The following is a 24,118-nucleotide window of genomic DNA, read 5'->3' as shown; positions in this document are numbered from 1 at the left end:
GAAATAAACAAAATGATTTGATCGTAAAAAAAGAAGGAATGCAAAACGCACCCCTTCTTTGAAGGCTTATTTTATTATACATGGTAATGTAATCGTAACGATTGTTTCTTCATTTTCTTTACTCTCTATTTTAATAGCTCCGTTATATTTTTCTACAAGTCGTTTTGCAATAGACAAACCTAGTCCGTTTCCACCTTGTTTTCGACTTCTCGCTTTGTCAACTCGGTAAAACCGATTAAGAACAAATGGTAAATCGGATTCAGGTATTCCCGTTCCATGATCTATTACACGAATTGTAACTTTCCCTGATTGTAAACTGGATTCTATGCAAATATATTTATTAACCTCTTTTGTATACTTAACTGCATTATCCATTATGATAATAATAATTTGTTCTAAGTAAGATGATGGCATTGACACATAAGCTGCATCATCCGAAAATTTCATATCAAATTGAAAATCACTTTGAATTACTATAAAGTTTTGTGTAACATGTTTTAATACGCTATTTACATGGACTGGCTCAGCTGCTATTGGATACATTTGTTCAGATTCAGCTCTTGATAGTTCTAGCAATTCTGAAACTAATTTATTTAAACGCTCTACTTCCTTTAAACTAGATTGAAGAGATTTATCTAATACTGCTGGATCATTTTTTCCCCATCGGTTTAACATCGCTAAGTGACCATGAATAATTGTTAACGGTGTTCTTAGTTCATGAGATGCGTCTTCGACAAACTGTTTCTGTTGTGCAAAAGAAGTTTCTACTTCATCCATCATCTCGTTAAAGAGAAATGATAATTTTGCAAGCTCATCATTATTTTCTCGTACTGGAACCCGTTCATTTAGTCCATTCTTTTTAATACGTTTCATCGTATCTGTTATATTTTGAACACTTGATAATAGTTTCTTCGTTATAAGAATCCCACCTAAAAAACTAAATATCAATCCAAATATTCCAGCAATAAGCATTACCACTAAAATAACTTTTAATAAATAATCAAATGTCTCTAGGTTTTTCGTAAGTTCAATAGTGCCAGTAAACTCTTTCGTTTTAATTGGTATGCGCTTAACTAATATTCGATCTTCTAAATGCCTTTTTATAAATGACTCATCTTTTATAACCTGTTTCGGCTTTATCCACGTTTCATTAAAATCTCGTGAAACAGTAATAATCGGCCCCCCATCCATGTCAATAATACGAATCATTTGATGCTTATCAATCATATTGTTTAGAAAATCTTTACTGTTTTCAAATGTTTTACTCGAAAGGGTATCATTTTTATCTTGGAAATATGCCGCTATTTCCGTCACTTGCCTATTTATTTGTTTCTGTTCATAATCTATAGTCCACTTATTGATTACAATAAACTGCAAAGCACTATATAAGATGAACAAAATAAATACTAGTGTAGTGGACCAAAGTGTTAGTTTCCACTTTATAGGTAGATTTCGAATTCGAAACATAATATTTTTTATCATTTCATTATATATCCCGCACCACGGACTGTTTGGATATACTCCTCCTTATCTACACTATGTAACTTGTTTCGCAAATAACGAACATATACATCAACGATATTTGTCTCAACAATTGCATCATATCCCCATACTTGGTCCAGTAAAACATCACGAGTAAGTACGCGATTAATATTTTTCATAAACATAAGCAATAACTCGAATTCTTTATTTGTAAGTTCAATTTCTTCATTTCCTTTAGTTATAGTTCGAGATTCAATCTGAAGCTGCAAATCTTTGAATGTAAGAAATGAAACCTGCTTGTTTTCAATATGTTCTTCTCTTCTAAATATCACTCTCATACGTGCTAACAGTTCTTCAATTGCAAATGGTTTCGGAAGATAATCATCCGCTCCACTATCTAAACCTGTCACACGGTCCATAATACTATCACGAGCAGTCAGCATAATAATAGGTGTATTTTTAGTCGCTCTTAGTCGACGACATACCTCTAGTCCATTTAATCCAGGCAGCATTAAATCAAGCAAAATGAGATCGTAATTCTTTTCAAGTGCTGCGCTTAACCCTTTTCTTCCATCTAGTTGTATATCTACTTTATACCCTTCATATTTTAGTTCTAATTCTAGAAAATCTGCTAAACTTTCCTCATCCTCAATAATTAAAATGTGTTGCAACGGTAGTTCCTCCTAGACAATTAAATGAATAAATAATCCTATTCCAAATATAATTACAATGATTTGATGCACTTTTCTATACATCATAAATTTTTCTTTCTTATTTATTTTCTGTAAATAAAACCCAACAACCCCTAGTGCGATTAAGGCTAATAGAGAAAATATGCCACTGTATATGAGTAAAATATGAGGACTCCCTTTTATAAAAAAGTAAACACCATGAGTAATTGCAACAGCTATTATAGCGTATCCAATTAATACATGAAACTTTTTTGCAAATAGATACACTTCTTTAACTTTTTTAAATCCTTGTATATTTTTCTTCTTTAAAAACACCCATATATGGCGTAAAAACCATAATGAAGCAGCGATAATAGCCCCATATTCACCAAAAGAGCCTAATTTTTTATTTAACCATTTTACATTCAAAACATTGCCGTATATAACATTAATAAATAGCATCAATACACTACAAATAATAATAGTAATGCCCATAATTTTAACACACACACGAAAATATTTATTTCTTAATATCTTCTCCATTTTATTTAATCTCCTTACTCACAAAAGCTTTGTAACAAGCAGTCTATCAAATAAAAAAGAAAAGAACATGAGAGAAAGATTAAAATAAAATGAGAATTTCAATATCACTGACAATTATTATTGATTTTTTTCAGCTAACTTTATTATGTTTTGAATAAACGGTGCTTTTGCCTTTGTATATGAAACACGATCAAAAGCATATGTAATAGCAAGCATCTCTTTTAATTCTCTATATTCTTTACGTGCCCATTCATGGCTTATTAGAAAGTCACGAAATAAAATATTGTTCCTCCATTCGTCACTATTATAAATATAAACATGCAAATGATGAGTACCTGCTCTCCATTTTCCCTTTCTAAAAAAACGCCAATTGGTTGCATCTTTTGGAACATACTCATATCCAATTTCCGATAGAACTTCAATCCACTTTTCAGTTATTTGCAATTCTGTTACGCCAATCATCATATCAATAAGAGGTTTAGCTCCTAATCCTTCTACTGCTGTGCTCCCTATATGTTCAACAGCGATTATTTCTTGTCCTAACAAGGAACAGAATTTCTCTTTTTCTTTTATATACTCTTCAACCCAGTCTTTTTGATACGGTTTAATAACAATTTGTTGATCCATTGTATCCACCTCTTTATAAGTGTTTATCATTATATTTATAAAATTTCATATTATTAGCATAGGATTTCCATAAAATATGTCGAATAGTGGAATGTACAACTTAATTATATTAAATGTGAGGTAAGCTATGAAAGATAATTCCGTCGAAATTCAGTTAAATAGTGTAACATTCCAATTAAAAGAATATCATAATTTTGATTGGCTTATTAAATTAGGTACCGTATTTGCAGTTTTTGACCAGCAAGACTCAGGTAATATAAGTTTTGGTGTAGAAAAAGATGGTCACAAGAAATTTATCAAATACGCAGGAGCACAAACAATTGCATATGAAGGAACAACGGGTGATGCTATTAAAAGGCTAAAAAATTCAGTTACTATTTATGAAGATTTAAAGCATGAATCGCTCATAAAATTAATTGATCATTTTCCAGTTCAATCTGGATATGTATTAATTTTCGATTGGTTTGATGGTGAATGTCTTCATTCGCATTGGCGCTTCCCACCTCCTGAGAAATATGAAAATCCAAACTCTCCATTTTATAAATTTAGACATTTATCTACTATAGAACGAGTTCATTCCTTACATTCCATTTTTTCTTTCCATACTTATGTAGAAAAGAAAAATTATGTAGCGATAGATTTTTATGACGGTAGTATTTTATATAATTTTAATACAAACGAAACAAAAATTTGTGATATAGATTTATACAGTAAGAAACCTTACATAAATAAAATGGGCCGGCTATGGGGTTCCTCCCGTTTTATGTCACCAGAGGAATTTGAACTAAACGCAATAATTGATGAAAGAACAAATGTATTTAATATGGGAGCAATGGCTTTCTCACTTTTAGGCGATGAAAAAGATCGTTCTTTTATAAAATGGGAAGCAAGTAAGGAATTATATGCGGTAGCGTATCGTGCTGTAAATGACAATCGAGCAGAACGGTATGCATCAGTTACAGAATTCTACGAAGCGTGGTTAAAAGCGTCTAATGCAGAAAAGATATAACCCTAAATTATTAAAAGAAATATAGAGTTTATACTATTATCATGTATATCAAGAATGATTTTATGAGCATTTCATATTAGTGTGTTCTAATTGATTATGGCTATTATTAAGGAAGACATATCAGCGATAATTTATGTCTATTTTGTATGAGTGTTAGCAAGTTCGTTTGCAAACTTGCTAACACTTTTTTGTTTAAATATTTCACAACCAAAAGGTGCATACATATGATGATCAACATATAAACCGACTTTCTTAGCACCTAATTTACATAATTCATCGATAAAAGCCTGTGTACCTGCTCGCATATCATCCATTGTTTTCACTTCTACATCAGCCACCCAAACTGTTGCACTCTTGTCACCACAGTTTCAGAAATCACGGGCTTCTACGCGTGCATCATTTTCAGAAACGACAGAATGCATAGTTACCAAAAGAAATCACATGCTGCTTCATAGCTTGTACATAACCTTTATACGATACCTCTGCACCACTTGTATGTAAAACTGATATATCATTAATTAATAGATGATAATGCATTACACCTTTTATTTCTACATCTTTTTCACGCTCTTTTATGCTACCCGTAACACGTATAACGTGTTTTGTAGTTTCCATACTTCCATCACTTTTCTAATTAACGACCTGTCCACATATCTTGCACAATTCCATTTTTAAATAATTCATATGGGAAATAACAATATCCTTTATCTCCCCAGTCTTCTCCCCAGCTGTTGCGAATAATAACCGTTTGCTTATCATCGTCATATCCAACAGCACAAACAGCATGTCCCGCTGGTTGACCATCTTCAACAATTACATCATCTGTTCCTGATACTGGAACTATACCAGTCTTTTTCACTTCTTCTGACATAAAAGATTTTGGTACAGCAAATCCAAGTACAGCAACTAATCCATGAGCAAGTGCAGCCTTTAATCCCGATAAATCTTGAATACGATGATAGGTTCCAATTTTATAAAGTGCAGCATCTGATTCAGCCTTTGGTGATGGCTTATCTCTAAAATTCTCGGTATAAGGAAAATCCTCTTCAGGGCATACCCCAATATTTTTAAGAACCCCCATACCATCACGAACATTCGCTCCACTATCTTCCTGAATATGTCCTTCTATTTCTCGTTCATGATAATATAAAAACAAACGAGATAAGCAAGTAAATGGACGACCTGATTGTAATAATAGATATTCTCGTAACCCTGAAACAATTGCATTTGCCGTACAAGAACCTATATTCCATTGATTTACTATACCTGACATTTTAGGACGAAGATCGACTTGCGTTGGCAAATCCGCCTCATTACTAAACAAGTAACTCCGAAACATTTTGTCTCTTAAATCAACAGGGTCTTTTCTTACATTAAGGTACTTTACAATATCTTTGTTACTGGTAAAACTGAAATTTGATTCATTTGAACTCATTGTAAAAATCCATCCTTTCTTAATATCTAGATAATTCATTTCTTCTCTATACTTAACTTAAAAATTAAAAATATACCTATTTAATTTTTATTTCATTTGCATTCAATACATCCGCATGTTTAATTATTTATCTTTTTACTTATCAATTTCTATTTTCAATTTATCTCACAACTACTTGAACTCTATATCTTTTTTTCTTTCTTGTTTGATTCAATTGCTTTTTCCACTCACGTAATTAGTCTTGTAGTGCCCTCATATTTTCCTATCTCCCCCTTCCAAAATAAAAAGGACACCAATTCATTAAAACAACTTGAATTGCTGCTTTAATGAATTGGTGTCCTCTAGTTTTCTAGCCGGACTATATTTATTTCATTATACTTGTCTGTATAAAAAGATTCCTCCAAGCTTTATCTATTCTGTCTTTCTCATATTTTTGTATAACCTTTGTCCGACGAGCAATTGCTTTTTTTAGTTTCTTTTTCTTTAAATTATCCAATCCTCTCACCCCTTCTTATAAAACAGTTTTTTCCATTTTAGGCGTTTTTATTAATTTAATACCTTCTTACATTCAAAAAGCGGCTCAAATGTGAATTGTACCTATATAATTTCAAAAGGATTATTTTATTAGATTTTCAATCAAACTTCATTTCAAAATTCTCAGTTTCAGATGAACCACTAGACGCATACACCATATACTAATTTAAATGCTTCCTAGGAAAGAAGGTGAAAGCTATGCCATCTATTGTCGGAAATATGGTTGTGCAAAATAGTAACGGTTCTTTCAACTTAGGTGATTTTTATAACGTTTCTCCAAAAGAAAATACAAAAGCTTATAATGGTTCAGGTTCATCTAACGTTGCTTTTGTTCTCAATACATTTAACGGTGTTAGTGCAACAAACACATTTGATTCTGATGTTGCAGACCAAAACCAAGTTGGAACAGTCTAAATTTATTCATTTCCCTCTAACTCCTGAATAAAACCCAATATTCCGTTAATAATGTATATACAGTTTCTGATTTCCCTTCATACCCGAAGGCTGAGTAGCTAGTTTTTACTAGCTGCTCTTTTTATGTTTCACACGAATAAAATTCTATATTTCACCGATACTATATAGGACTGTAAAAAGTCAGCTTTAAATTCTTCCCACTCTAGCTCTCTTGGTCAAGGGTTGAGCAGTTAGCTCTTGCTAGCTGCTCTTTTATTTGGTTACTGCTTCTGTTTCTTAAAGAGATTCTTTAACTATATTTCACTAATAAGGACAAATTCTTTAATCCGTCTCGAATAAAATAAATAATTTGGCATATAATATCTATGCATCTAGATTATTACCTCTGTATGGAGCAGTTAGGCTGGGCTAACCGCTCTTTTATTGAATAAATTCCCAAAAAGTGTTAACAATATAAGTACACCAAGGTTGAATACGAATGACCATTTCGTTCTTCTTATTCACCAGGATAGTTAGCTTTTGCTAGCTGTCTTTTTTTAGTTTATCCGAATAAAATTTTTAATTATGTCCGATACTATAAATGGGCTGATACAGCTTGAATTCACATTGACATCTGTAATGTTCTTTTTCCTTTCTCTGAGGACTGAGCGGTTAACCTTCGTTAACTGCTCTTTTGTATTGAGTTGATAATAAATTTTAGGTCGTATTTCTCTTCTATACCATATACTTTTTAAGTATCCAACTCAAAGTGTTACCTCCTATCTGAAAGGGCACTGATGCATGGTGCTCTTTTTTTAGTTTCTTTATTTCTACAAAATGAAATTTTTATAACATTTTTCAGTTCAAATATCCTTTCCATCAATGTACGAATAATATTACTTCTTCTTTAAGCATCTTTATGAACAAAATTTATAACCTTTACTCCACTTGGATTTATATTAAAAGTAATAGTTTCTATGCCATTCGGAGGGTTATGAGCTCCTATATAAGTTTTATATTGAACTGTAACAATAAAATTAAAGTTTTCTTCTGGGAAACGTTCAATTTTTATAATTTTTGTGTCCGTCAAACTATACTGATGATCTGGTCCAAGCTTCCTTCTGATAACTTGACTTGCATATGGTGCTAATAAAGTATTATAAGAATCATAAAACTCTTGATTATCAATATTAAACGCTTTGGTATCTAACGGATTTAAAAATAAAACTACCATAGTAATTCCCAAAAACAAACTAACCACTTTTCTTTTCAACATATACTCATCCTTAATTCATTTAGATATCCGTTAAGCTCCCCAGCATAAGAGATGACTATTCTTCATCCTTATCTAACTTCTTTTTATTCAAATAACGTTTTTGTTAAAATTTTACTTAAACCTTATTCATTCATGGTATAATCTGGATTATTTATTTTTCCAAGAAAGGCTAAAGTAATGAGAAAATAATTCGGTTTCATTTCAAATTTGTTAACTATTATCGTATTTTTTACCTTTTATAGTGATAGTAATTTAATTTATTTAATATTTGTATCACTGGTTTTAATTATTTTCGCTCCAAAAGGTACATCAAAAAAAGTCGTTATAACTAGTATAATAATTTCGTGTATTTTTTACCCTCTCATATTCGGCCTGCTTTTTATAATTGGTTGAGGATTAGCAGAATCAAAACTAAACTAATCCCTTTTTCTCAAATAACGATTTTGTTAAGTTATACCCCATCCATTTTTCACACGTCTTTCCGCTAAACACATTTGTCTAGAAAACCCTATATTATTAAAAATGGTTATCGACTCTCAACTTGAAATTTTTCACTTTTGATAATGCAACCACCTACAACGGAAATATACCTTTTTCAAAGGAGGCATCTAATGTATATATCAAATAGGATTGGCTTATTTAGTTGGATTGCAACTTGCCTATACTTTTTAATTGAACCTTTCTTTATTTTCACTTCTACAGCATCTTATAACTATTTGCATCATGCAATGAGTGATCTAGGTGTAACAACCTGTGGAGAATTCACCTACGAAATAGCTCCTTATGAAATATGCTCCCCTAATCACTTTTGGATGAATTTACTCTTTATTCTTAATGGAATAACATTTTGTATTGGAGTACTATATATTTCACAACATCTAGAAAAAACAAAAATTAATAAAATAGCAACATTTTTTATAATTATAATAGGAGTTTCCACTATAGTCTCAGGATTAATTCCTGCAGATGTAAACCTAATTGGACATTCTATTCTAGTTTGGATAGGTATGCTTACTGTATTTCCAGGACTATTTATTTTTGCAAAGAATCTTAAAAAAACTAGAAAATGGACATATTTCTGCTTACTAAACTTAATAGTAATAACAATCATTATCTCACTTGTTTTTCTTTTCCCCTTACCTGCAGGTCTACTACAAAGACTTTTTTACTTGGTTCTTTTCGTTTGGGGAACTGTATCAACCTACAAATTAATAAAATAAAGATTTCATTAAAACTTTTCACCTTTTAACTGGACAAGCATATAGTATTGTATGGAGATATCCACTCATAGAAATCTACCTTTCTTGTCCAAGAGCATGCTTATATGCGTGCTCTTTTTGATTGCATTTAAAGATTTCACATTCATTAGAAATGTACATACAATAATCATGATCATCTCATTATTAATCTTTTGGTATCCTTATCGATACACATCTTGGTCATGGAGCATCTTAAAAAGCGCTCTTTATATTTGTTAATAAATAACCATTTTGTTCAAACATACACACGGTATATATTAGTTAAGCATATATTTACATAGACAAGACATAACTTTTTTAAACATGCACAATTTTTGTGCATGTTTTTTTATTTAACAAAATAATTATTTTATTATGTTTCCTAACTTACAGTAATGTCCTTAAAAAACATTCATATATATTTATCAGATGCACTTTTAAATTCCAGAGTATCAAATACTTTTAAAAGTTAACTGACCAACAATATTCGACTTATCTTTAAAAACTTATTAAAAATCACTTAGATACAAAAAAGCTACGTTTTATATAGGATAAAAAATTATCTTACGCAAAGGAGCTTGATTATTTGTGAATTACCAAAATGATAATAACTCTAACATTCACAAACCTTGCACTTGTCCATCCCCCACGGCTAACAGTTTAAATGTTGTTCAAACTACCCCATCAATAGTCTCGGTAAATTCTGCGATTCCACTAGATACCGTGGTAAATTCTAATGGTACGGCAATCTCATTCACACCACCAACAACTGTTTTACTTGAAGGTGGAAGAACCTATTTGGCAATCTATGAAGTGCAAGTTATCATTCAACCAGGAGGTAATTCGGCAGGTATCACTATGTATCTTAATAATAATCCAATCATTGGCTCTGGTACTTCTCTGGGATATACTGCAGGATTCACTTCTGTATCAGCACCCGCTATTTTCACTACACCTTTAGGTATAACAAGTACTCTTACTGTTAATGTAGGACCATATTCTAATACATTAAATACATTGGGCTTAACTCTTGCTGTTGTAGCATTAACATAATAAAATGTAAAACTCTCTAAAATGATTTTATTTATCCCTTAACTGTCTATTGGGCTAGCCTCTAAGAACTCCACATAACTACATATAGAAAAAGAACATTATTTGGTTCCATAGTACTAGGTGACTCGGCTAGCACAATTGCTGAGTCACCTATTTATCTATAATAAAATAAAGCTTTTGTTTAATTTATTACTTGTTCTTTTTTATGCATTATTCTATTACAATCCATTTTCATGTTATAATTACCAACAGTACATATTTTAATAGGCACAACAAATTCCTATTATTTCTAAATGGATTAACAAATAAAAATACGTGTAAAAGAATTCAGAGTTTTACTGAATTCTTTTTTATGGATCTTTCAAAATCTTTTACATCTTCCTTCATTCCTTCTTTTTAATAAACTTCAAATTTTATTACAATAACGCTTTTTTAAAATACAATCGCTTGCCTATAAACTTTGTAACCTTCATTTTCTTTCCTATGATTACAACATCCTCCTAACAACCAAGTATTGGTTATATATCCCATATGAACACCTCTATTTTATTGGCATATACTTTGAAGGAAAAAACATTTCACATTAAACATATACCTACAAACTCAGTTGCTAATAATTTGCCGAAAATTACTTAATATTCAATTTTTAAAAGGAGGTATTTATGAGATATAATCGAAAATCAAATTCCCAAAATTCGTGTGATAAATTTCAGCAACCCTGCTTTATTTCTATATCCCCTTGTGATCAAAGTAATTGCTGTACACCTGTTTTTTTCTCGAATTCTCAACAACAAGAATTATTACAAATAATAAATCAATTAAATCAAGCCATCCTTTCTTTTTTCACAACACCAAATCCAACAACTATACAAATACTCCAATCAGCATTACAGGCATTAAATGATTTATTAATAACAGTACAACCAAATACACCAAATAGAAATTTAGTTATAAGAACTATAAATCAATTAATTAATTCCTTACCTACTGCATCCCTCACTCAAATCTCAGCATTATTCCAATTTCTATTCCAAAGCTTGTCTTCACTTATAAGTTGTTCAAATATATCGGACCCCTTATTACAGCAAACATTCAACTTAATTTTACAAGGAATCTTAAATAGTTCGCTATTAAGTAACATCGGAACACCGGGGCCGACTGGAGCCACTGGACCTAGAGGATTTCCTGGACCTAGAGGCGCTCAGGGTTCTCAAGGTGTGCAAGGAATTCAGGGGCCGGAAGGACCAGAAGGACCGGAAGGACCTCAAGGTGTGCAAGGGATTCAGGGACCTGAAGGGCCGGAAGGACCTGAAGGACCTCAAGGCGTACCAGGGATTCAGGGGCCGGAAGGACCACCGGGACCTCAAGGACTTCAAGGCGTACAAGGGATTCAAGGGCCTCCGGGACCTCCGGGACCTACTGGTTCAGGGACCGGAATGGGAATTCCCGGACCACCGGGACCCACTGGACCTCAAGGTGTACAAGGAATTCAAGGACCTGAAGGGCCGGAAGGATCCACTGGACCTCAGGGTGTGCCAGGTATTCAAGGGCCGGAAGGACCACCGGGAACCACTGGACCTCAAGGTGTGTCAGGTATTCAAGGGCCGGAAGGACCACCGGGACCTACTGGACCGACCGGACCGACCGGGCCAACCGGACCTGCATGTAATTTCCTAGTATATGCTACAAATGCAGGACTCATAGATGACCCTACAAATGATACAGTATCTGTAATTAACACCGGAACAAATATAGTAGTTGATACAATTACTGTAGGTAATGCACCACTTGAAGTAACAGTTTCACCAAATGGAGCTCGTGCTTATGTTACTAATATTTTTTCTAATACCGTTTCCGTTATTGATACTGCTACGAATACTGTTATCGCTACCATTCCTGTTGGAACTAATCCAATAGGTGTAGCTGTTTCTCCAAATAACACAACTGTTTATGTTGGAAATCATGGTAATAATACGGTTTCTGTCATTAATGCGGCAACAAACACAGTTATTAATACTATTCCTGTTGGCATCGCTCCACAAGGGATTACTGTTTCCCCAAATGGTGCCTTTGCATATGTTGCAAACGAATTAAGCAACACAATTTCTGTCATTAATACTGCTACCAACACAGTTATTGCTACCATCCCTGTTGGCATTCGTCCTAGAATAATCGTGTTTACACTAGATGGTACTCGTGCGTATGTCACGAATCAAAACAGCAATACAGTTTCTGTTATTAACACCGCTACCAATGCAGTTATTAATACAATTAACGTAGGTACCGAACCTGTTGGTATAGATATTACACCGGGTGGAAACCTTATTTACGTTGTAAATAAGGTTAGCAATAATGTATCGGTAATAAATGTTGCGACAAATACTGTGATTGATACAATTTCTGTTGGTTTATCCCCTGATCAAGTAACCATCATACCTGATGGCACTCGAGCATATGTTACAAATCAAGCTAGTAATACTGTTTCCGTTATTGATATTGCTACGAATACTGTTATCACTAATGTCCCAGTAGGTGTCGCTCCAACCGGAATAGCTACTGGAACTATTTGTGAATAAAATAAAGAAGTGAAAGCCACAGATAGTTTTTATTAACATTGATAGTATGTGATATTCTTTCTTTAACTACGTTCAAACAACCAGGATAAACCTTTATATTCTGTTAATATTCTTTTCTGTTTTGTCTTACAGAACCTGCAGAGCAGCTAGCTGTTGTTAGCTGCTCTCTTTCTATAAAACCCAAATCACATACCAATTAATTTACTAACATTGAATTTTTTAGAATTTAATAATAATATTTACCTATAAAACCATTACCCTTATACAAAGAGCTATGAGCCTTTCCACTCATGACTCTTTTTTTTACGATTTTCACTTCACATCTACGCGATTTTGACTAGCTTCTCGACTAAATCCGTCTGGGTATCTTTCTAAAAATAAACATTTTATCTTTTCAGTAAACTTAGTATCTACACAATCAACCTTACCCTTTATCTAAACCGCAACTTGCTCACCAAATCCGCTCATTGGTGGATTGACTACTGTTACATTTTCGTCCTAAACTATTAAAAGTTTGTTGCTACTAACATCAATTTCTACTTTTTTCATATGTCCATCTACCTTTTACTACCACATGTACTCAACAACATCAGTTTTAAAAGCCACTTCCCAAATACACTCTTACTGGAATTACTACACGACCTAGCTCGTCCACTTTTCTTGAAACACCTGTTTTTTCATACCTTACTTTCCTTTAGTATTTTTATATTTATTTAGAATCTCATGTAAACGTTTCTTATTACCAATCAGTTCTGCTTATCAAGATTTAGATTTAATTAATTGTAATAAATCAGGTGGGGGGTTATGCAGAAATGCTTTCAGGGAAAAGTTTTATAAGGAAATAAAAAATGCAGCAGTGAAAAAATTAAAACTCGTAATTTAAGACATCCACACGCAACTATACTATTGAAACAAGGAGTTAATCCTAAAATTATCAGTGAGAGATTAGGTCATACAGACATTTCATTAACTCTTAGGATTTATTCTCATGTTTTACCGAACATGCAGGAAGAAGGAGTAAAAAATTTTGGTAAAAATATCTTTGGATAGCTAACGTTTGTAGAATGTTTGCATTTTATAACAAAAAGCCAAACTAATCTTGTATTAACAAGGTTTATTCACTTTAACATATGTTATTATGTATAATACATATGTTAAGTAAATTCAGAATAACGAGGCAAATATTATGGACTTTGTTTATATTAATCAAAACGTATTAAATAATCTTCTATACATTTTATGTAGTATATTTGTTTTTTATTTCATATATGATAGCCGGCACTATTTAAAGAAATATAAAATACTACTGATCACCCTTTGTTCTAGTATCCCACTTATTTTATGTATGCGATATCCTATCTATATGGATGAAAGTTGTATTCATGATTTAAGACAAATTCCGGTCATAATAGGTACGCTTTATGGTGGATTCCCTGTCGGTATCATATTGTTTGCAATTTTATTAATTACGAGATTTTTATTTTATGGCTTTAACATGCTGACAGTTGTTGTTTACGGAATAATGTTCATCGTTACAGCACTCGCATCTTCAAAATTTAATACATATAATAGAAAACTTAAAGTAGCTTTTTCCATGTTTTTAACCTTTTTCCTAGCAATATTTACAACTTTAATTGTATTAACCTTATCAGATTTTGAAGTGAATAATTTGTATATTATTTATTTCATGGTATTACCGACTACTTTAATGTTATTTATTGTTTATATAAATGAAGTTATTAAAGATGCTGTATTAATGCGCTCAAAATTAATTAAAATGGAAAAAATGGAGATTGTTAGCCAACTCGCTGCAAGTATATCGCACGAAGTAAGGAATCCCTTAACGGTGGTAAAAGGATTTACACAGCTTTTAAAAACACAAAATTTAACTCCTGAATCAAGAGACGAATATATTAAACATATACTTGAAGAGTTAAATCGTGCCCAAGAAATTATCGATGATTACTTAACGTTTGCCAAACCTGCTCCAGAAAAATTAGATCAAATTTCAGTAAAACAAGAGTTAAATCGAGTTATTAATATGATATTGCCATTGTGTAATATGAATACGATACATATTACACAGGATTTTTCTGAGGCAACCATTGTTGGTAATAAACAGCACTTTCAACAATGTTTTTTAAACTTAATCAAAAACAGTATTGAAGCAATGCCTAATGGTGGTACCTTAAATATTTCCTCATCTATCAATAATAGTAAAGTTGAAATACGAATTGAAGATAGCGGAGTTGGAATGTCACAGGAGCAAATACATCGATTCGGTGAACCGTATTTTAGTACAAAAACAAAAGGAACTGGTTTAGGTACAATGGTTGCTGTTAAGATTATTGAGACGATGCATGGAAGTTTAAAAATCAGAAGTATCGTTAGTAAAGGAACGACTTTAACGATTACGTTCCCGAAATATAGTAAGAATACGCATTAAAACAAATAAAAAAGGAGCATAGTCGCTCCTTTTTTATTTGTTTCGATACATAAGTATCTTCAATGTTTTTTTAGTTTACATTTGTGAAGACTAATTAAAAATTAGTACCCTCCGCCCCAGCAGCTGCATCCTACAATTATTAATAGAATGAATAACACAACTAATAAAGCGAAACCTCCACCAAAACCACAAGAACCACCGTAACTCATATTTTCTCCTCCTTTTGGTTTGAAAACTAATAGGTAGTTGATCATTTTAACTGGTTCGTATTATACATTATGTATATATCCCTTTTTTGAGCATGTCTACATAAAAATAAGTAAAAGCACTCATGTAAGAGTGCTTTAAAATGGATACCAAAAGTTTTGAAATACGTTTAATTTTAAATATACCGCAACAATAAATATGAAAATACCGGCAAATAAAGCGATGAAATCTTCACGTTTCGCCTTACTTGTATAAAACCATGTACGTTTATCCTTCTTTCCAAATCCTCTTAAATCCATTGCATTTGAAACCGTATCTATTCTTTCTAGAGAATGAATGATTAGTGGCCAGAAAATTAAAACACGGTTCTTCATACGAACCCATAAACTTGCTTCTCCTTTTTCAAAAGCCACTCCTCTCGCTTCTTGCGCGTGTTTAATAATTTTATACTCAGACTGGATGTCAGGAATATAACGTAGTGCAATATTTATTGCATAAGTAATCTTATAATGAATACCAAGTTTACTTAAGTTACTTACAAATTCGCTTGGATCTGTCGTGTAAATAAAAAGAAGTGTAAATGGTAATAACGTAAAATACTTTAATGAAAGTGTAGCTGCATAAAATAATGTTTCATATGTAATCGTTGCATATCCAACATGTAAAAACGCGGTATATGATTCAGTTAATTCAGATCCATGAGTTGGTGTAATCAATAAAATCATGACAGAGTTTAATAAACTAAATGTAAATATGACACTAAAAACAATTAAAATTTTACGAAATGGAATTTTAGCAATGCTGAGCCCGATACACCCAATAATAAATAATATTAGCAACACCCGAAAATCAAAAAACAAAAAAGTAAGCGTCATACAAAAAATAAATAAAAACAATTTCACTACCCCATCCATACGATGAAAATATGTACTATGCACCTTCCTCCCTCCTATTACTGTCTAAATAAAGCTCCATAAATTTTTCTGGACATGCAATCCCACTAAATTTAACAAGCTTGGTTAAAGAACTCTCTCTTAAGTTGGCTCTTTGTAACGTTTCTTGATCGCCTAATACATCAAACACTGTATTATCCGCAATAATTTTCCCTTCATGTAGAACTACTGCACGGTCTGTATATTCTAGCGCGAGATTCATATCGTGAGTGATAAAAACAAATGAAATTCCCTTTTTAGCTAGGTTTTTAATAAAAGCCATAAATTGTTTATAGTGATAATAATCTTGTCCCGCTGTCGGTTCATCTAATATGATAAGTTTAGGATTTGTTGTTAATACAGATGCGATTGTTAATCTCTTTTTTTGCCCATAGCTTAGTGCTTGAATTGGCCAATTACGAAATGGATATAAACCACAAATTTTTAAAGTTCCTTCTACTCTATTCTTAATTTCTTCCTTAGAAAAATTATGTAATGTTAATGTAAATGAAACTTCTTCAAAAACAGTAGGCTGTGTAATCATATGATTTGGATTTTGCATCACGTAAGATATGATTTCCCCACGTTTACGAATAGACCAAGAACTAATATCTTCACCTTTTAACAAGATTTTCCCATTTTTCATTTTGTTTATGCCTATAAGACTATGAGCTAATGTTGATTTCCCTGCTCCATTATGTCCTAACAGTGCCACAATTTCTCCTTCATATATTGAAAGGTTTACATTTTCTAATACTTTTTGTTTATTAGAGTATGAAAATGATAAATTCTCCACTTTAAGTAATTCCTTGTTTTTAGTATTCCCTTTTAATATGACTTGTTTCTCCATCCACTCTTTTATAACGTTGCTTACCTTTTCTTTTTGAAGGTTTTCCATTGGATATATTACGTCATTATTACTATCAAAATGTAATCTCTTTAATGCTTCGATGTAAATAGGCTCTCTTAAGCCGATACGTGGTAATATATTTGACGCTAAGATTTCTTTTGGTGTTCCTATCGCAATGACTTTACCTTCATCAATTAATATAACTTTGTCTAAATCCAGGTTTAAAATTTCTTCTATTCTATGTTCGATAATAACAATCGTTTTATTATATTGTTCATGTATATCTTTCATAAGTTTTATCGTATGTAAGGCGCTTAGTGGATCTAAATTAGCTAACGGTTCATCGAACAATAATATATCCGCATTTGTCGTTAATAAACCCGCTAGAGAAACTGTTTGCTTTTGACCTCCTGATAATTCATGTGGACTTTGTTTATGAAACGTATGCATCTTCACCTTTCTTAATGAGTCCGAAACAATCTTTTTCATGTCATCTTGCTTTACACATTCATTTTCTAAATAAAAAGCTACATCTTCTTCTACTGTCAGACCAATAAATTGAGCATCTTGATCTTGCAAAATTGTTCCTACCTGTTTACTTTGTTCAAAAATACTTCCTTCCCTCGGATCTTTACCGGCAATTAAAACGTTACCTGTACTATTCCCTTCGTAAGAAAATGGGATTAGCCCATTTATACAATGAGCTAATGTCGACTTTCCTGAGCCACTTCGTCCAGCAATTAGCACTTTTTCCCCAGGGTATATATGAAAGGTAATATCACTTAAAGTAGGCTGCACAGCATGCCCATATTGAAAGGTGAATTGTTCAAACGAAATAATTGGTTGCATGTTAACATCCCTACTTTTCAATTTTTAAATGTGTATGTTTCTTATTGGATTTCGCCAAACCAATTGTAAGTGGCAATCCAAGTACTAAGAAAACGATGACATCGGAAATTGTTGCTCCTAATACTTGTATAACAATTTTGTCAAATGGTTCTCCCATCACAATAATATCGAATGCCCCAGCAAATATAATAGCAATGACAATACCAACTAGCCCAGTAATTGCTAAATAAGAAATATCCCCCTTGTTAAATGACCCGTTTTTCACACTAAAACCAACTCTTTTTTGAATAAGCCCCATTGAAAAACCAATAATACCTGAACTAATAACCCAGCCCCACCAAATACCCCAGCCAGCAATCGTATCTGTTACGGTATGACCGATAAGTCCGATTAACAGTCCTGCCACTGGACCAAATAATGCTCCAAAAACAGTTAATATAGCTAATGCTGGTTTAATAAATGTATTCGGTGCAATAGAAAATCCCCAAAGTCCTAATATCCCGTATAATGCTGCTCCAATACCGATTGCTACTACTAACTTTGTTGATAATTTGTTCATGACAATTCCCCTCTCATATTAGTCAACTTTTATTACTCTATATTTAATTTAAAAATGAATTATGCATCGACACTCCCTTTCTATACAACAAAAAAATGACCTCTTACATAAGAGGTCATTTTCTTTCACGTTCAAGAATCCTCTTATCTTTCAAAAAACACATCGTGTCCTCTGCGGAATTAGCACCTTCCTATAAAATTGCATAGGGGTTGCTGAGGTTTCTTAGGGCCGTTCCCTCCACCTCTCTGGATAAGTATTAATTTGTAATTCGTATTATGGCACTAAAGAATGTAAATTTCAACACTTTTCTTACTATTTTTATTTTTTTGTTAAATAGATCATTTAAATCATTGTATTCTTATCGGAATTATGAAATAATAAATTCAAAATCGTTTCGGGAGGAATGCATTATGAAAGTTATTGGTTTGATTGGAGGATTAAGTTGGGAATCTACATCATTATACTATAAACATATTAATACACTTACACTCTCTCAATACGATCAAAATGCAAAGTTAGTTTTATATAGTATGGACTTTGGTGAAGTAACTACTTTATTACAAAATCATCAATATGAAGAAGTGAAAAATGAACTAGTTACAGTTGCAAAGAAAGTTGAAAAATCTGGGGCTGAATGTTTATTAATGTGTTCAAATACTGTACATCTATTTGCCGAGGAAGTAGAACAAGCAATATCTATCCCGCTTCTTCACATTGGTGATGTAAGTGCTAAAGAAATGGTAGAACAGAGTATAAAACGTATCGGACTATTAGGAACAAAACAAACGATGGAGCAAGATTTCTATAAATCACGATTAGCGAAATATAACATTGAGACAATTATCCCAAATGAAGAGGAAAGAACCTTTATCCACCATGTCATATTAGATGAATTAAGTAGAGGGATCATTTCAGAAACATCTAAAGAAAAGTTATTACAAATTACAAAATCATTAATTCAAAACGGCGCTGAAGGTATATTATTAGGCTGTACTGAAATACCTTTACTTATCTCCCAAAATGATCTTACTGTTCCCGTTTTTGATACTGCTTTTTTACACGCAAATACTGCTGTGCAATTTGCTGGATAAGAATATACAAGCATAAAGATGAGAACCTCTATGCTTGTATACAGTTACGACTATTTATCCCGCTATTTATGGGTAGTAAAATCCCTACCGATTAAAGTTTTACTTTATTTAAAAGAGATTCAATAACTGCAATTGCTTCTTTTGAACCACCACATTCTAAAAAGCTATCATTAAGTTTTCTTATACCATGTTTATACTTTTCATTTGAAAGAACATCTGTTACGGCCTCTTTTAAAGTGTGCACATTAACATGTTCTTTCAATAGTCTATGTGCCGCTTCAAGCTCAGTTAATCTTTGCGCTATCATTGGCTGGTCTTTATCATGCGGTATTATTACAAATGGGACATTATAATGAATGGCATCGTGTACGCTATTCATACCGCCATGTGTAATAAAAACATCTGCTTCATTTAATATTTCTGATTGAGGTACGTATGGAGCAATTATAAAATTATCTGGTGCTTTCTTAATTTTAGAAATATCATTTCTATCACCAATTGCCATTACAACTATCCCATCAAAATCTGAAAAAGTATCAATACAAGTATTAAAGAATGGTTCGAGTCCTTCAAGCAGTGTTCCCATTGAAATATAAATAACTTTCTTTTCTTTAAGTGATTCCAGTGGAAACTTTATATTTGTTTTACGCTTTGAAATACTCGGTCCAATAAAAATGTTATTTTCTCCGAACGATTCGTTATTAGGTTGGAAATAGCGACTTGTGTATACGAGACAAACATCACCCTTATTATTCATAAATTGAAGATTATTCTTTGGTTTTACTCCAAATTTATGTTTCATCTGATTTAGTAATTTTTCAGAGATTTCCTCTGGTTGGAATGGCATATCTGCATTTGGATGAAAAGGTAATGTCTTCAAAAATTCTGGCGGAATTAAAAATATAGGTGAGGACACTACACCTGGAACTTGTAAATACTCCTTTACTAACTCTCCTGCGCCAAATATATCATAAATTACGAAATCAAAATTTATACTTTCACATAATTGTTTCGTAATTTCTAATATATATAAAGAAGTTTGAACATGCACATGAAAGAAAGCATTTAACCCAGATGAGGTTTCAGCATCAATAGAAATCTCTTTTAATAGATCCGGATGAATATGTACAGTAGCTCCTAAATCTTCAATTCTATCCTTAAAGTTTGCCGTTGTAATATAATGTACGTTATCCCCTCGTTTAGTAAAAGCTTTTACTAAATTTAATGTAGGGTTTACATGTCCCTCTGCTGGAAAATTAACCACTAAAATATTTAGCACTTATTCCTCACTCCTTACATTTCATTGTTTTAATTAAGCATACTGTTATTTGTACAAGTAATCTTCCCCTAATAGTCCTAATATGCTTGCTACATTATATTGATAAATAATTTTCAGTCATCAACATAAAAAAAGCATCTACCTATGTAGATGCCTAACCGTGATAAGGAGTGTTCTGTGAGGTTAGAACAAGCTTTTCTGCTTGTCCTATGCTATTAATATATGATTGATTTTATAAAACGTGAATAGTTAATAGAATTATTTTATCCATTTTATATGATCAAATGGATAAAATACCATTTCTACTTTACCTATTATATTTGACTCATCAATAAGTCCAAGTGTATTCCTACTATCTTTACTATGATTACGATTATCACCTAACACAAATAATTTATGCGTAGGAACTTTTATTTCTCTAAAATTTGAAAAACGATTGGATACTTGTGACATATCTAAATGTATATACGACTCATCACGCTTTTTACCGTTAATAAATACCTCATCCTTTTTTAGTTGTATATTATCCCCCGATAATCCAATAATTCGTTTCACATAGTAAGTAGGCTCGTCTTCTTTTTTTATAATGACAACATCTCCATGATGAAAAGACGATAAACAGACATTTACCTTATTAACAAGTATATAATCTTTTTCATTCAAAGTAGGTTGCATCGAAATTCCTTCTACCATACAAAATAAAAAGGACTTATTAATAAAAATAACCCCTATTATAATTAATATGTAGCTACATATGTTCCTCCAATATTTTAGAATAAACAGCTTCATATATACCTCATTTCTAATCTATCCCCAGATAAAAACGCCTCTAGTTTACAGGAATGCTAGAGACGTTTCGTACATTTTAATTCTCTTTAGAGGCATCTGTTTTTGGCGCTTCACCAGTTAACCGCTTATTTTTCAAATCAAAATAAGCATCTAAAACTTCTTTTCCAATATCGGAGTTAATGCCCGATTTATCATTTTCAACCCACGGTACTACAACAGAAAATGCTACTTCTGGATCATCATATGGCGCATATCCAGCTAATGTTAAGTTATAACATTCTCTACGATCGCCTTTCGCATTTCGCCCAATTGCATTTTCTCCACCATATACAGTTTGTGCGGTCCCTGTTTTACCAGCTGGTTTATATGGTGCTTTTTGGAACGCTCTTACTCCTGTTCCATCTCCTTCTTGAAATACTTTTCTAAATCCTTCTTTTACTTGATTAATATATTCTTGTTTCATATCGATTCTATTTAAAACAACGGGTTCTATTGATTGTACTACTTTACCAACCTCATCTTTTTGAACGGTTTGTTCTCTAATCTCTTGAACAATTTGTGGTTTCATTCGATATCCTCCATTTGCGATAGTCGAAATATATTGTGCAAGCTGAAGTGGTGTATACGTATCATATTGCCCAATAGAATAATCTAATAAGAAACCAGGCTGATTATCTTTTTTTCCAATTTGCCCTGCAGTTTCATTTGGTAAATCAATACCAGTTTGTACACCTAGTCCAAATTGCCTGAAATAATACCTCATTTTATCAAAATATTCTTGTTTAATATCTAGTGAACTATTTTTTACATAATCCACGCCAGCAATTTTTAATGCTATATTAAACATATAAACGTTTGAAGAAACTTGTAACGCTCTTAGATCGTCTATATCACCAAAATTTTTCCAAGACTTCTTTTCCTTAGTTCCTTTAAACTTCATAGGTGCATCATAAAAATGTGTTCCAGGAGTTATTGCATTTGTTTCAAACCCTGTTAACACTGTCGCACCTTTAACCGTTGATCCAAGCTCATATGAACTTGTCAGCGTGCCTAAAGCATAATCTTCTACTTCCATTTTCCCGTCTTTTTCTACAAGCCTTTTCCCAGCCATTGATAATACTTGGCCATTTTTAGGATTCATCATCACTACGAAAGCACGGTCTAACATTGATTCTGATCCTTTATATTGTTTTAATATTTTTTCTATGCTCTCCTCTACTTTTTTTTGCAATTCCATATCTATTGTTAAAGTTAAATTTTTACCGCTTTTTCCTTCCGAAACCGTTTCCGTTCTAATAGTATTTCCTTGTTTATCAGCAATGCTTCTTACTTCTTTTTTTGTACCATGAAGTACATCTTCGTATTGCTGTTCGATATAACTTTTTCCGACCCTATCATTTCGGCTATAATCACGCACTAAATAATAATCTAATCGTTCACGTGGCAATCCTTCATCAGCATTTGAAACGTTACCAAGGACAGAACGGAATAATCCATCATTTACATAGATTCTCTCCCAATCAACTGATGCGTCTACTCCTGGAAGGTTCGCTAAATTTTCACTAATCACCGCATATTCCTGTTCACTAACGTCCTTTTTAATAATTTGAGGTGCCATTTGAAAACCTGAGGTCATTTTACTTTTAATAGCTAACACTTCTATATCTTTAGCCGTTAGTTCTTGAAGATTTTTATCTGTAACGCGTTTCCTTTTTAAATCTTCTATTTTTTTGTCTAGCTCTTTTCCGGTAATATCCTTATCTCGGAACTTATCTATTTCTTTTTTTGATACTAAGTCTTGAGCCAGTTCTGGATTCAATTGCATCCAAAAGTCTTTCTTATCAGTCTCAGTTAACTTATCTATATCTTCTTGTGGCATTTCAATAATATCTGCAAGTTGTCTTGCTGATTTTAATATTTCTTCTTGTTTTACACCTTTCACCTTTGTATATGTAATCGTACGTAAAGACTTATTATCAACTACTGGATTTCCTTCACGATCAAATATTTTCCCACGTGGTACAGAAAGGCCCACGGTTGCATTTTCTCTCTTCTCTAATTCATTTTTATATGTTTCTCCATCAAAAATTTGCACTTTCCCTAACTGAATAATAATGCCAGAGAATAATAAAAATACACAAAGGAATAAAATATTTAACCGGAGAGGTACTACTCTACCACTTTTCTTCTCTTGCTTTTTCACCTTGTCATAATCTCCTCCTTACAATATTTCAAATAATAATCACATTTCTATATTAAAAGTAATGTACAATTTCTAT

Annotated in this window: 21 protein-coding genes, 3 pseudogenes and 1 riboswitch; of the genes and pseudogenes, 8 read left to right on the top strand and 16 right to left on the bottom strand. The window is 32.4% G+C overall.

Annotation, left to right across the window (positions count from 1 at the left end):
- Positions 1–66: 66 nt before the first annotated feature.
- The 4 genes from AB6801_RS27290 to AB6801_RS27275 form a co-directional block, all read right to left on the bottom strand.
- Entirely contained in the window at positions 67–1,482 is a 1,416-nt protein-coding gene (locus AB6801_RS27290) for a HAMP domain-containing sensor histidine kinase (RefSeq protein WP_097856703.1), read from the bottom strand.
- Positions 1,479–2,153: a response regulator transcription factor gene (locus AB6801_RS27285; protein ID WP_001163828.1), complete on the bottom strand. Its 675-nt coding sequence runs from the start codon at positions 2,151–2,153 to the stop codon at positions 1,479–1,481. The genes AB6801_RS27290 and AB6801_RS27285 overlap by 4 nt, the downstream gene beginning before the upstream one ends.
- Positions 2,154–2,165: 12 nt before the next feature.
- Entirely contained in the window at positions 2,166–2,696 is a 531-nt protein-coding gene (locus tag AB6801_RS27280) for a hypothetical protein (protein WP_000411453.1), read from the bottom strand.
- Between the two features lie 117 nt (positions 2,697–2,813).
- Complete coding sequence (locus AB6801_RS27275; RefSeq protein ID WP_000372690.1) at positions 2,814–3,323, bottom strand: GrpB family protein; 510 nt, start codon at positions 3,321–3,323, stop codon at positions 2,814–2,816.
- Positions 3,324–3,450: 127 nt separating this feature from the next.
- On the opposite strand from AB6801_RS27275, the gene AB6801_RS27270 reads away from it, so the two are divergent.
- The gene (locus tag AB6801_RS27270; RefSeq protein WP_000654548.1) at positions 3,451–4,332 is read left to right on the top strand and encodes a protein kinase family protein; all 882 of its coding nucleotides are present in this window, start codon (positions 3,451–3,453) and stop codon (positions 4,330–4,332) included.
- Positions 4,333–4,538: 206 nt separating this feature from the next.
- Here AB6801_RS27270 and AB6801_RS27265 read toward each other — a convergent pair.
- From AB6801_RS27265 to AB6801_RS27255, 3 genes and pseudogenes are all read right to left on the bottom strand, one after another.
- Positions 4,539–4,806, bottom strand: a pseudogene (locus AB6801_RS27265) (glycoside hydrolase family 25 domain-containing protein); the annotation flags it as partial.
- 160 nt (positions 4,807–4,966) lie between these two features.
- Positions 4,967–5,767, bottom strand: a complete 801-nt coding sequence (locus tag AB6801_RS27260; RefSeq protein ID WP_000097509.1) for a C1 family peptidase — start codon at positions 5,765–5,767, stop codon at positions 4,967–4,969.
- Positions 5,768–6,131: 364 nt separating this feature from the next.
- The gene (locus tag AB6801_RS27255; protein ID WP_000369348.1) at positions 6,132–6,263 is read right to left on the bottom strand and encodes a DUF3983 domain-containing protein; all 132 of its coding nucleotides are present in this window, start codon (positions 6,261–6,263) and stop codon (positions 6,132–6,134) included.
- A gap of 236 nt (positions 6,264–6,499) precedes the next feature.
- Between AB6801_RS27255 and AB6801_RS27250 the strand changes: the two genes are divergently transcribed.
- Positions 6,500–6,715: a spore germination protein gene (locus AB6801_RS27250; protein WP_001139345.1), complete on the top strand. Its 216-nt coding sequence runs from the start codon at positions 6,500–6,502 to the stop codon at positions 6,713–6,715.
- An 886-nt stretch (positions 6,716–7,601) separates the two neighbouring features.
- Here AB6801_RS27250 and AB6801_RS27245 read toward each other — a convergent pair.
- Complete coding sequence (locus AB6801_RS27245; protein WP_000919725.1) at positions 7,602–7,970, bottom strand: DUF3888 domain-containing protein; 369 nt, start codon at positions 7,968–7,970, stop codon at positions 7,602–7,604.
- A gap of 611 nt (positions 7,971–8,581) precedes the next feature.
- Here AB6801_RS27245 and AB6801_RS27240 point away from each other — a divergent pair.
- From AB6801_RS27240 to AB6801_RS27230, 3 genes are all read left to right on the top strand, one after another.
- On the top strand, positions 8,582–9,190 hold the full coding sequence (locus AB6801_RS27240; RefSeq protein WP_000275962.1) for a DUF998 domain-containing protein: 609 nt from the start codon (positions 8,582–8,584) through the stop codon (positions 9,188–9,190).
- Between the two features lie 606 nt (positions 9,191–9,796).
- Positions 9,797–10,261, top strand: a complete 465-nt coding sequence (locus AB6801_RS27235) for a hypothetical protein (RefSeq protein WP_001109248.1) — start codon at positions 9,797–9,799, stop codon at positions 10,259–10,261.
- Between the two features lie 662 nt (positions 10,262–10,923).
- Positions 10,924–12,837, top strand: a complete 1,914-nt coding sequence (locus tag AB6801_RS27230; RefSeq protein ID WP_370941251.1) for a YVTN family beta-propeller repeat protein — start codon at positions 10,924–10,926, stop codon at positions 12,835–12,837.
- Positions 12,838–13,272: 435 nt separating this feature from the next.
- Here AB6801_RS27230 and AB6801_RS27225 read toward each other — a convergent pair.
- Positions 13,273–13,386 (bottom strand): annotated as a pseudogene (locus AB6801_RS27225) (DUF3954 domain-containing protein).
- A 324-nt stretch (positions 13,387–13,710) separates the two neighbouring features.
- Between AB6801_RS27225 and AB6801_RS27220 the strand changes: the two are divergent.
- Both AB6801_RS27220 and AB6801_RS27215 read left to right on the top strand, forming a co-directional pair.
- Positions 13,711–13,887, top strand: a pseudogene (locus tag AB6801_RS27220) (tyrosine-type recombinase/integrase); the annotation flags it as partial.
- A gap of 136 nt (positions 13,888–14,023) precedes the next feature.
- The gene (locus AB6801_RS27215) at positions 14,024–15,283 is read left to right on the top strand and encodes a LytS/YhcK type 5TM receptor domain-containing protein (protein WP_033667149.1); all 1,260 of its coding nucleotides are present in this window, start codon (positions 14,024–14,026) and stop codon (positions 15,281–15,283) included.
- 101 nt (positions 15,284–15,384) lie between these two features.
- Here the strand turns inward: AB6801_RS27215 and AB6801_RS27210 are convergent, their stop codons facing one another.
- The 4 genes from AB6801_RS27210 to AB6801_RS27195 form a co-directional block, all read right to left on the bottom strand.
- Positions 15,385–15,492 (bottom strand): YjcZ family sporulation protein, encoded by a 108-nt coding sequence (locus AB6801_RS27210; RefSeq protein ID WP_000120182.1) that lies wholly within the window; start codon positions 15,490–15,492, stop codon positions 15,385–15,387.
- Between the two features lie 135 nt (positions 15,493–15,627).
- Positions 15,628–16,428 (bottom strand): energy-coupling factor transporter transmembrane component T family protein, encoded by an 801-nt coding sequence (locus AB6801_RS27205; protein ID WP_000556377.1) that lies wholly within the window; start codon positions 16,426–16,428, stop codon positions 15,628–15,630.
- Complete coding sequence (locus AB6801_RS27200; RefSeq protein WP_065704002.1) at positions 16,421–18,121, bottom strand: ABC transporter ATP-binding protein; 1,701 nt, start codon at positions 18,119–18,121, stop codon at positions 16,421–16,423. The genes AB6801_RS27205 and AB6801_RS27200 overlap by 8 nt, the downstream gene beginning before the upstream one ends.
- Positions 18,122–18,131: 10 nt before the next feature.
- Positions 18,132–18,680, bottom strand: coding sequence for an ECF-type riboflavin transporter substrate-binding protein (locus AB6801_RS27195; RefSeq protein ID WP_001038210.1), 549 nt, complete (start codon positions 18,678–18,680; stop codon positions 18,132–18,134).
- 140 nt (positions 18,681–18,820) lie between these two features.
- Positions 18,821–18,936, bottom strand: a riboswitch (SAM riboswitch).
- A gap of 154 nt (positions 18,937–19,090) precedes the next feature.
- Between AB6801_RS27195 and AB6801_RS27190 the strand changes: the two genes are divergently transcribed.
- Positions 19,091–19,771: an aspartate/glutamate racemase family protein gene (locus AB6801_RS27190; protein ID WP_000864399.1), complete on the top strand. Its 681-nt coding sequence runs from the start codon at positions 19,091–19,093 to the stop codon at positions 19,769–19,771.
- Between the two features lie 91 nt (positions 19,772–19,862).
- Here AB6801_RS27190 and AB6801_RS27185 read toward each other — a convergent pair whose 3' ends face one another.
- The 3 genes from AB6801_RS27185 to AB6801_RS27175 form a co-directional block, all read right to left on the bottom strand.
- Positions 19,863–21,050 carry a macrolide family glycosyltransferase gene (locus AB6801_RS27185; protein ID WP_065704006.1) on the bottom strand — a complete coding sequence of 396 codons (1,188 nt, stop codon included), beginning with the start codon at positions 21,048–21,050 and terminating at the stop codon, positions 19,863–19,865.
- Positions 21,051–21,308: 258 nt separating this feature from the next.
- The gene (lepB, locus tag AB6801_RS27180) at positions 21,309–21,839 is read right to left on the bottom strand and encodes a signal peptidase I (RefSeq protein WP_000765192.1); all 531 of its coding nucleotides are present in this window, start codon (positions 21,837–21,839) and stop codon (positions 21,309–21,311) included.
- A gap of 76 nt (positions 21,840–21,915) precedes the next feature.
- Positions 21,916–24,042: a peptidoglycan D,D-transpeptidase FtsI family protein gene (locus AB6801_RS27175; protein ID WP_000743767.1), complete on the bottom strand. Its 2,127-nt coding sequence runs from the start codon at positions 24,040–24,042 to the stop codon at positions 21,916–21,918.
- Between the last annotated feature and the right edge of the window lie 76 nt (positions 24,043–24,118).

The organism is Bacillus sp. RCC_6_1 (genome assembly GCF_041360755.1).
Lineage (GTDB): Bacteria > Bacillota > Bacilli > Bacillales > Bacillaceae_G > Bacillus_A > Bacillus_A cereus.
Note: the sequence above shows the minus strand (reverse complement) of the source record. Positions and strands in the feature narration are given on the sequence as shown.

What these genes read in the sequence shown, in the direction of transcription:
- AB6801_RS27260 (WP_000097509.1), bottom strand. Translation starts at nt 5,767, where the DNA reads ATGAGTTCAAATGAATCAAATTTCAGTTTTACCAGTAACAAAGATATT.
- AB6801_RS27270 (WP_000654548.1), top strand. Translation starts at nt 3,451, where the DNA reads ATGAAAGATAATTCCGTCGAAATTCAGTTAAATAGTGTAACATTCCAA.
- AB6801_RS27250 (WP_001139345.1), top strand. Translation starts at nt 6,500, where the DNA reads ATGCCATCTATTGTCGGAAATATGGTTGTGCAAAATAGTAACGGTTCT.
- AB6801_RS27200 (WP_065704002.1), bottom strand. Translation starts at nt 18,121, where the DNA reads ATGCAACCAATTATTTCGTTTGAACAATTCACCTTTCAATATGGGCAT.
- lepB (WP_000765192.1), bottom strand. Translation starts at nt 21,839, where the DNA reads ATGAAGCTGTTTATTCTAAAATATTGGAGGAACATATGTAGCTACATA.
- AB6801_RS27245 (WP_000919725.1), bottom strand. Translation starts at nt 7,970, where the DNA reads ATGTTGAAAAGAAAAGTGGTTAGTTTGTTTTTGGGAATTACTATGGTA.
- AB6801_RS27210 (WP_000120182.1), bottom strand. Translation starts at nt 15,492, where the DNA reads ATGAGTTACGGTGGTTCTTGTGGTTTTGGTGGAGGTTTCGCTTTATTA.
- AB6801_RS27240 (WP_000275962.1), top strand. Translation starts at nt 8,582, where the DNA reads ATGTATATATCAAATAGGATTGGCTTATTTAGTTGGATTGCAACTTGC.
- AB6801_RS27275 (WP_000372690.1), bottom strand. Translation starts at nt 3,323, where the DNA reads ATGGATCAACAAATTGTTATTAAACCGTATCAAAAAGACTGGGTTGAA.
- AB6801_RS27215 (WP_033667149.1), top strand. Translation starts at nt 14,024, where the DNA reads ATGGACTTTGTTTATATTAATCAAAACGTATTAAATAATCTTCTATAC.
- AB6801_RS27290 (WP_097856703.1), bottom strand. Translation starts at nt 1,482, where the DNA reads ATGATAAAAAATATTATGTTTCGAATTCGAAATCTACCTATAAAGTGG.
- AB6801_RS27230 (WP_370941251.1), top strand. Translation starts at nt 10,924, where the DNA reads ATGAGATATAATCGAAAATCAAATTCCCAAAATTCGTGTGATAAATTT.
- AB6801_RS27190 (WP_000864399.1), top strand. Translation starts at nt 19,091, where the DNA reads ATGAAAGTTATTGGTTTGATTGGAGGATTAAGTTGGGAATCTACATCA.
- AB6801_RS27280 (WP_000411453.1), bottom strand. Translation starts at nt 2,696, where the DNA reads ATGGAGAAGATATTAAGAAATAAATATTTTCGTGTGTGTGTTAAAATT.
- AB6801_RS27195 (WP_001038210.1), bottom strand. Translation starts at nt 18,680, where the DNA reads ATGAACAAATTATCAACAAAGTTAGTAGTAGCAATCGGTATTGGAGCA.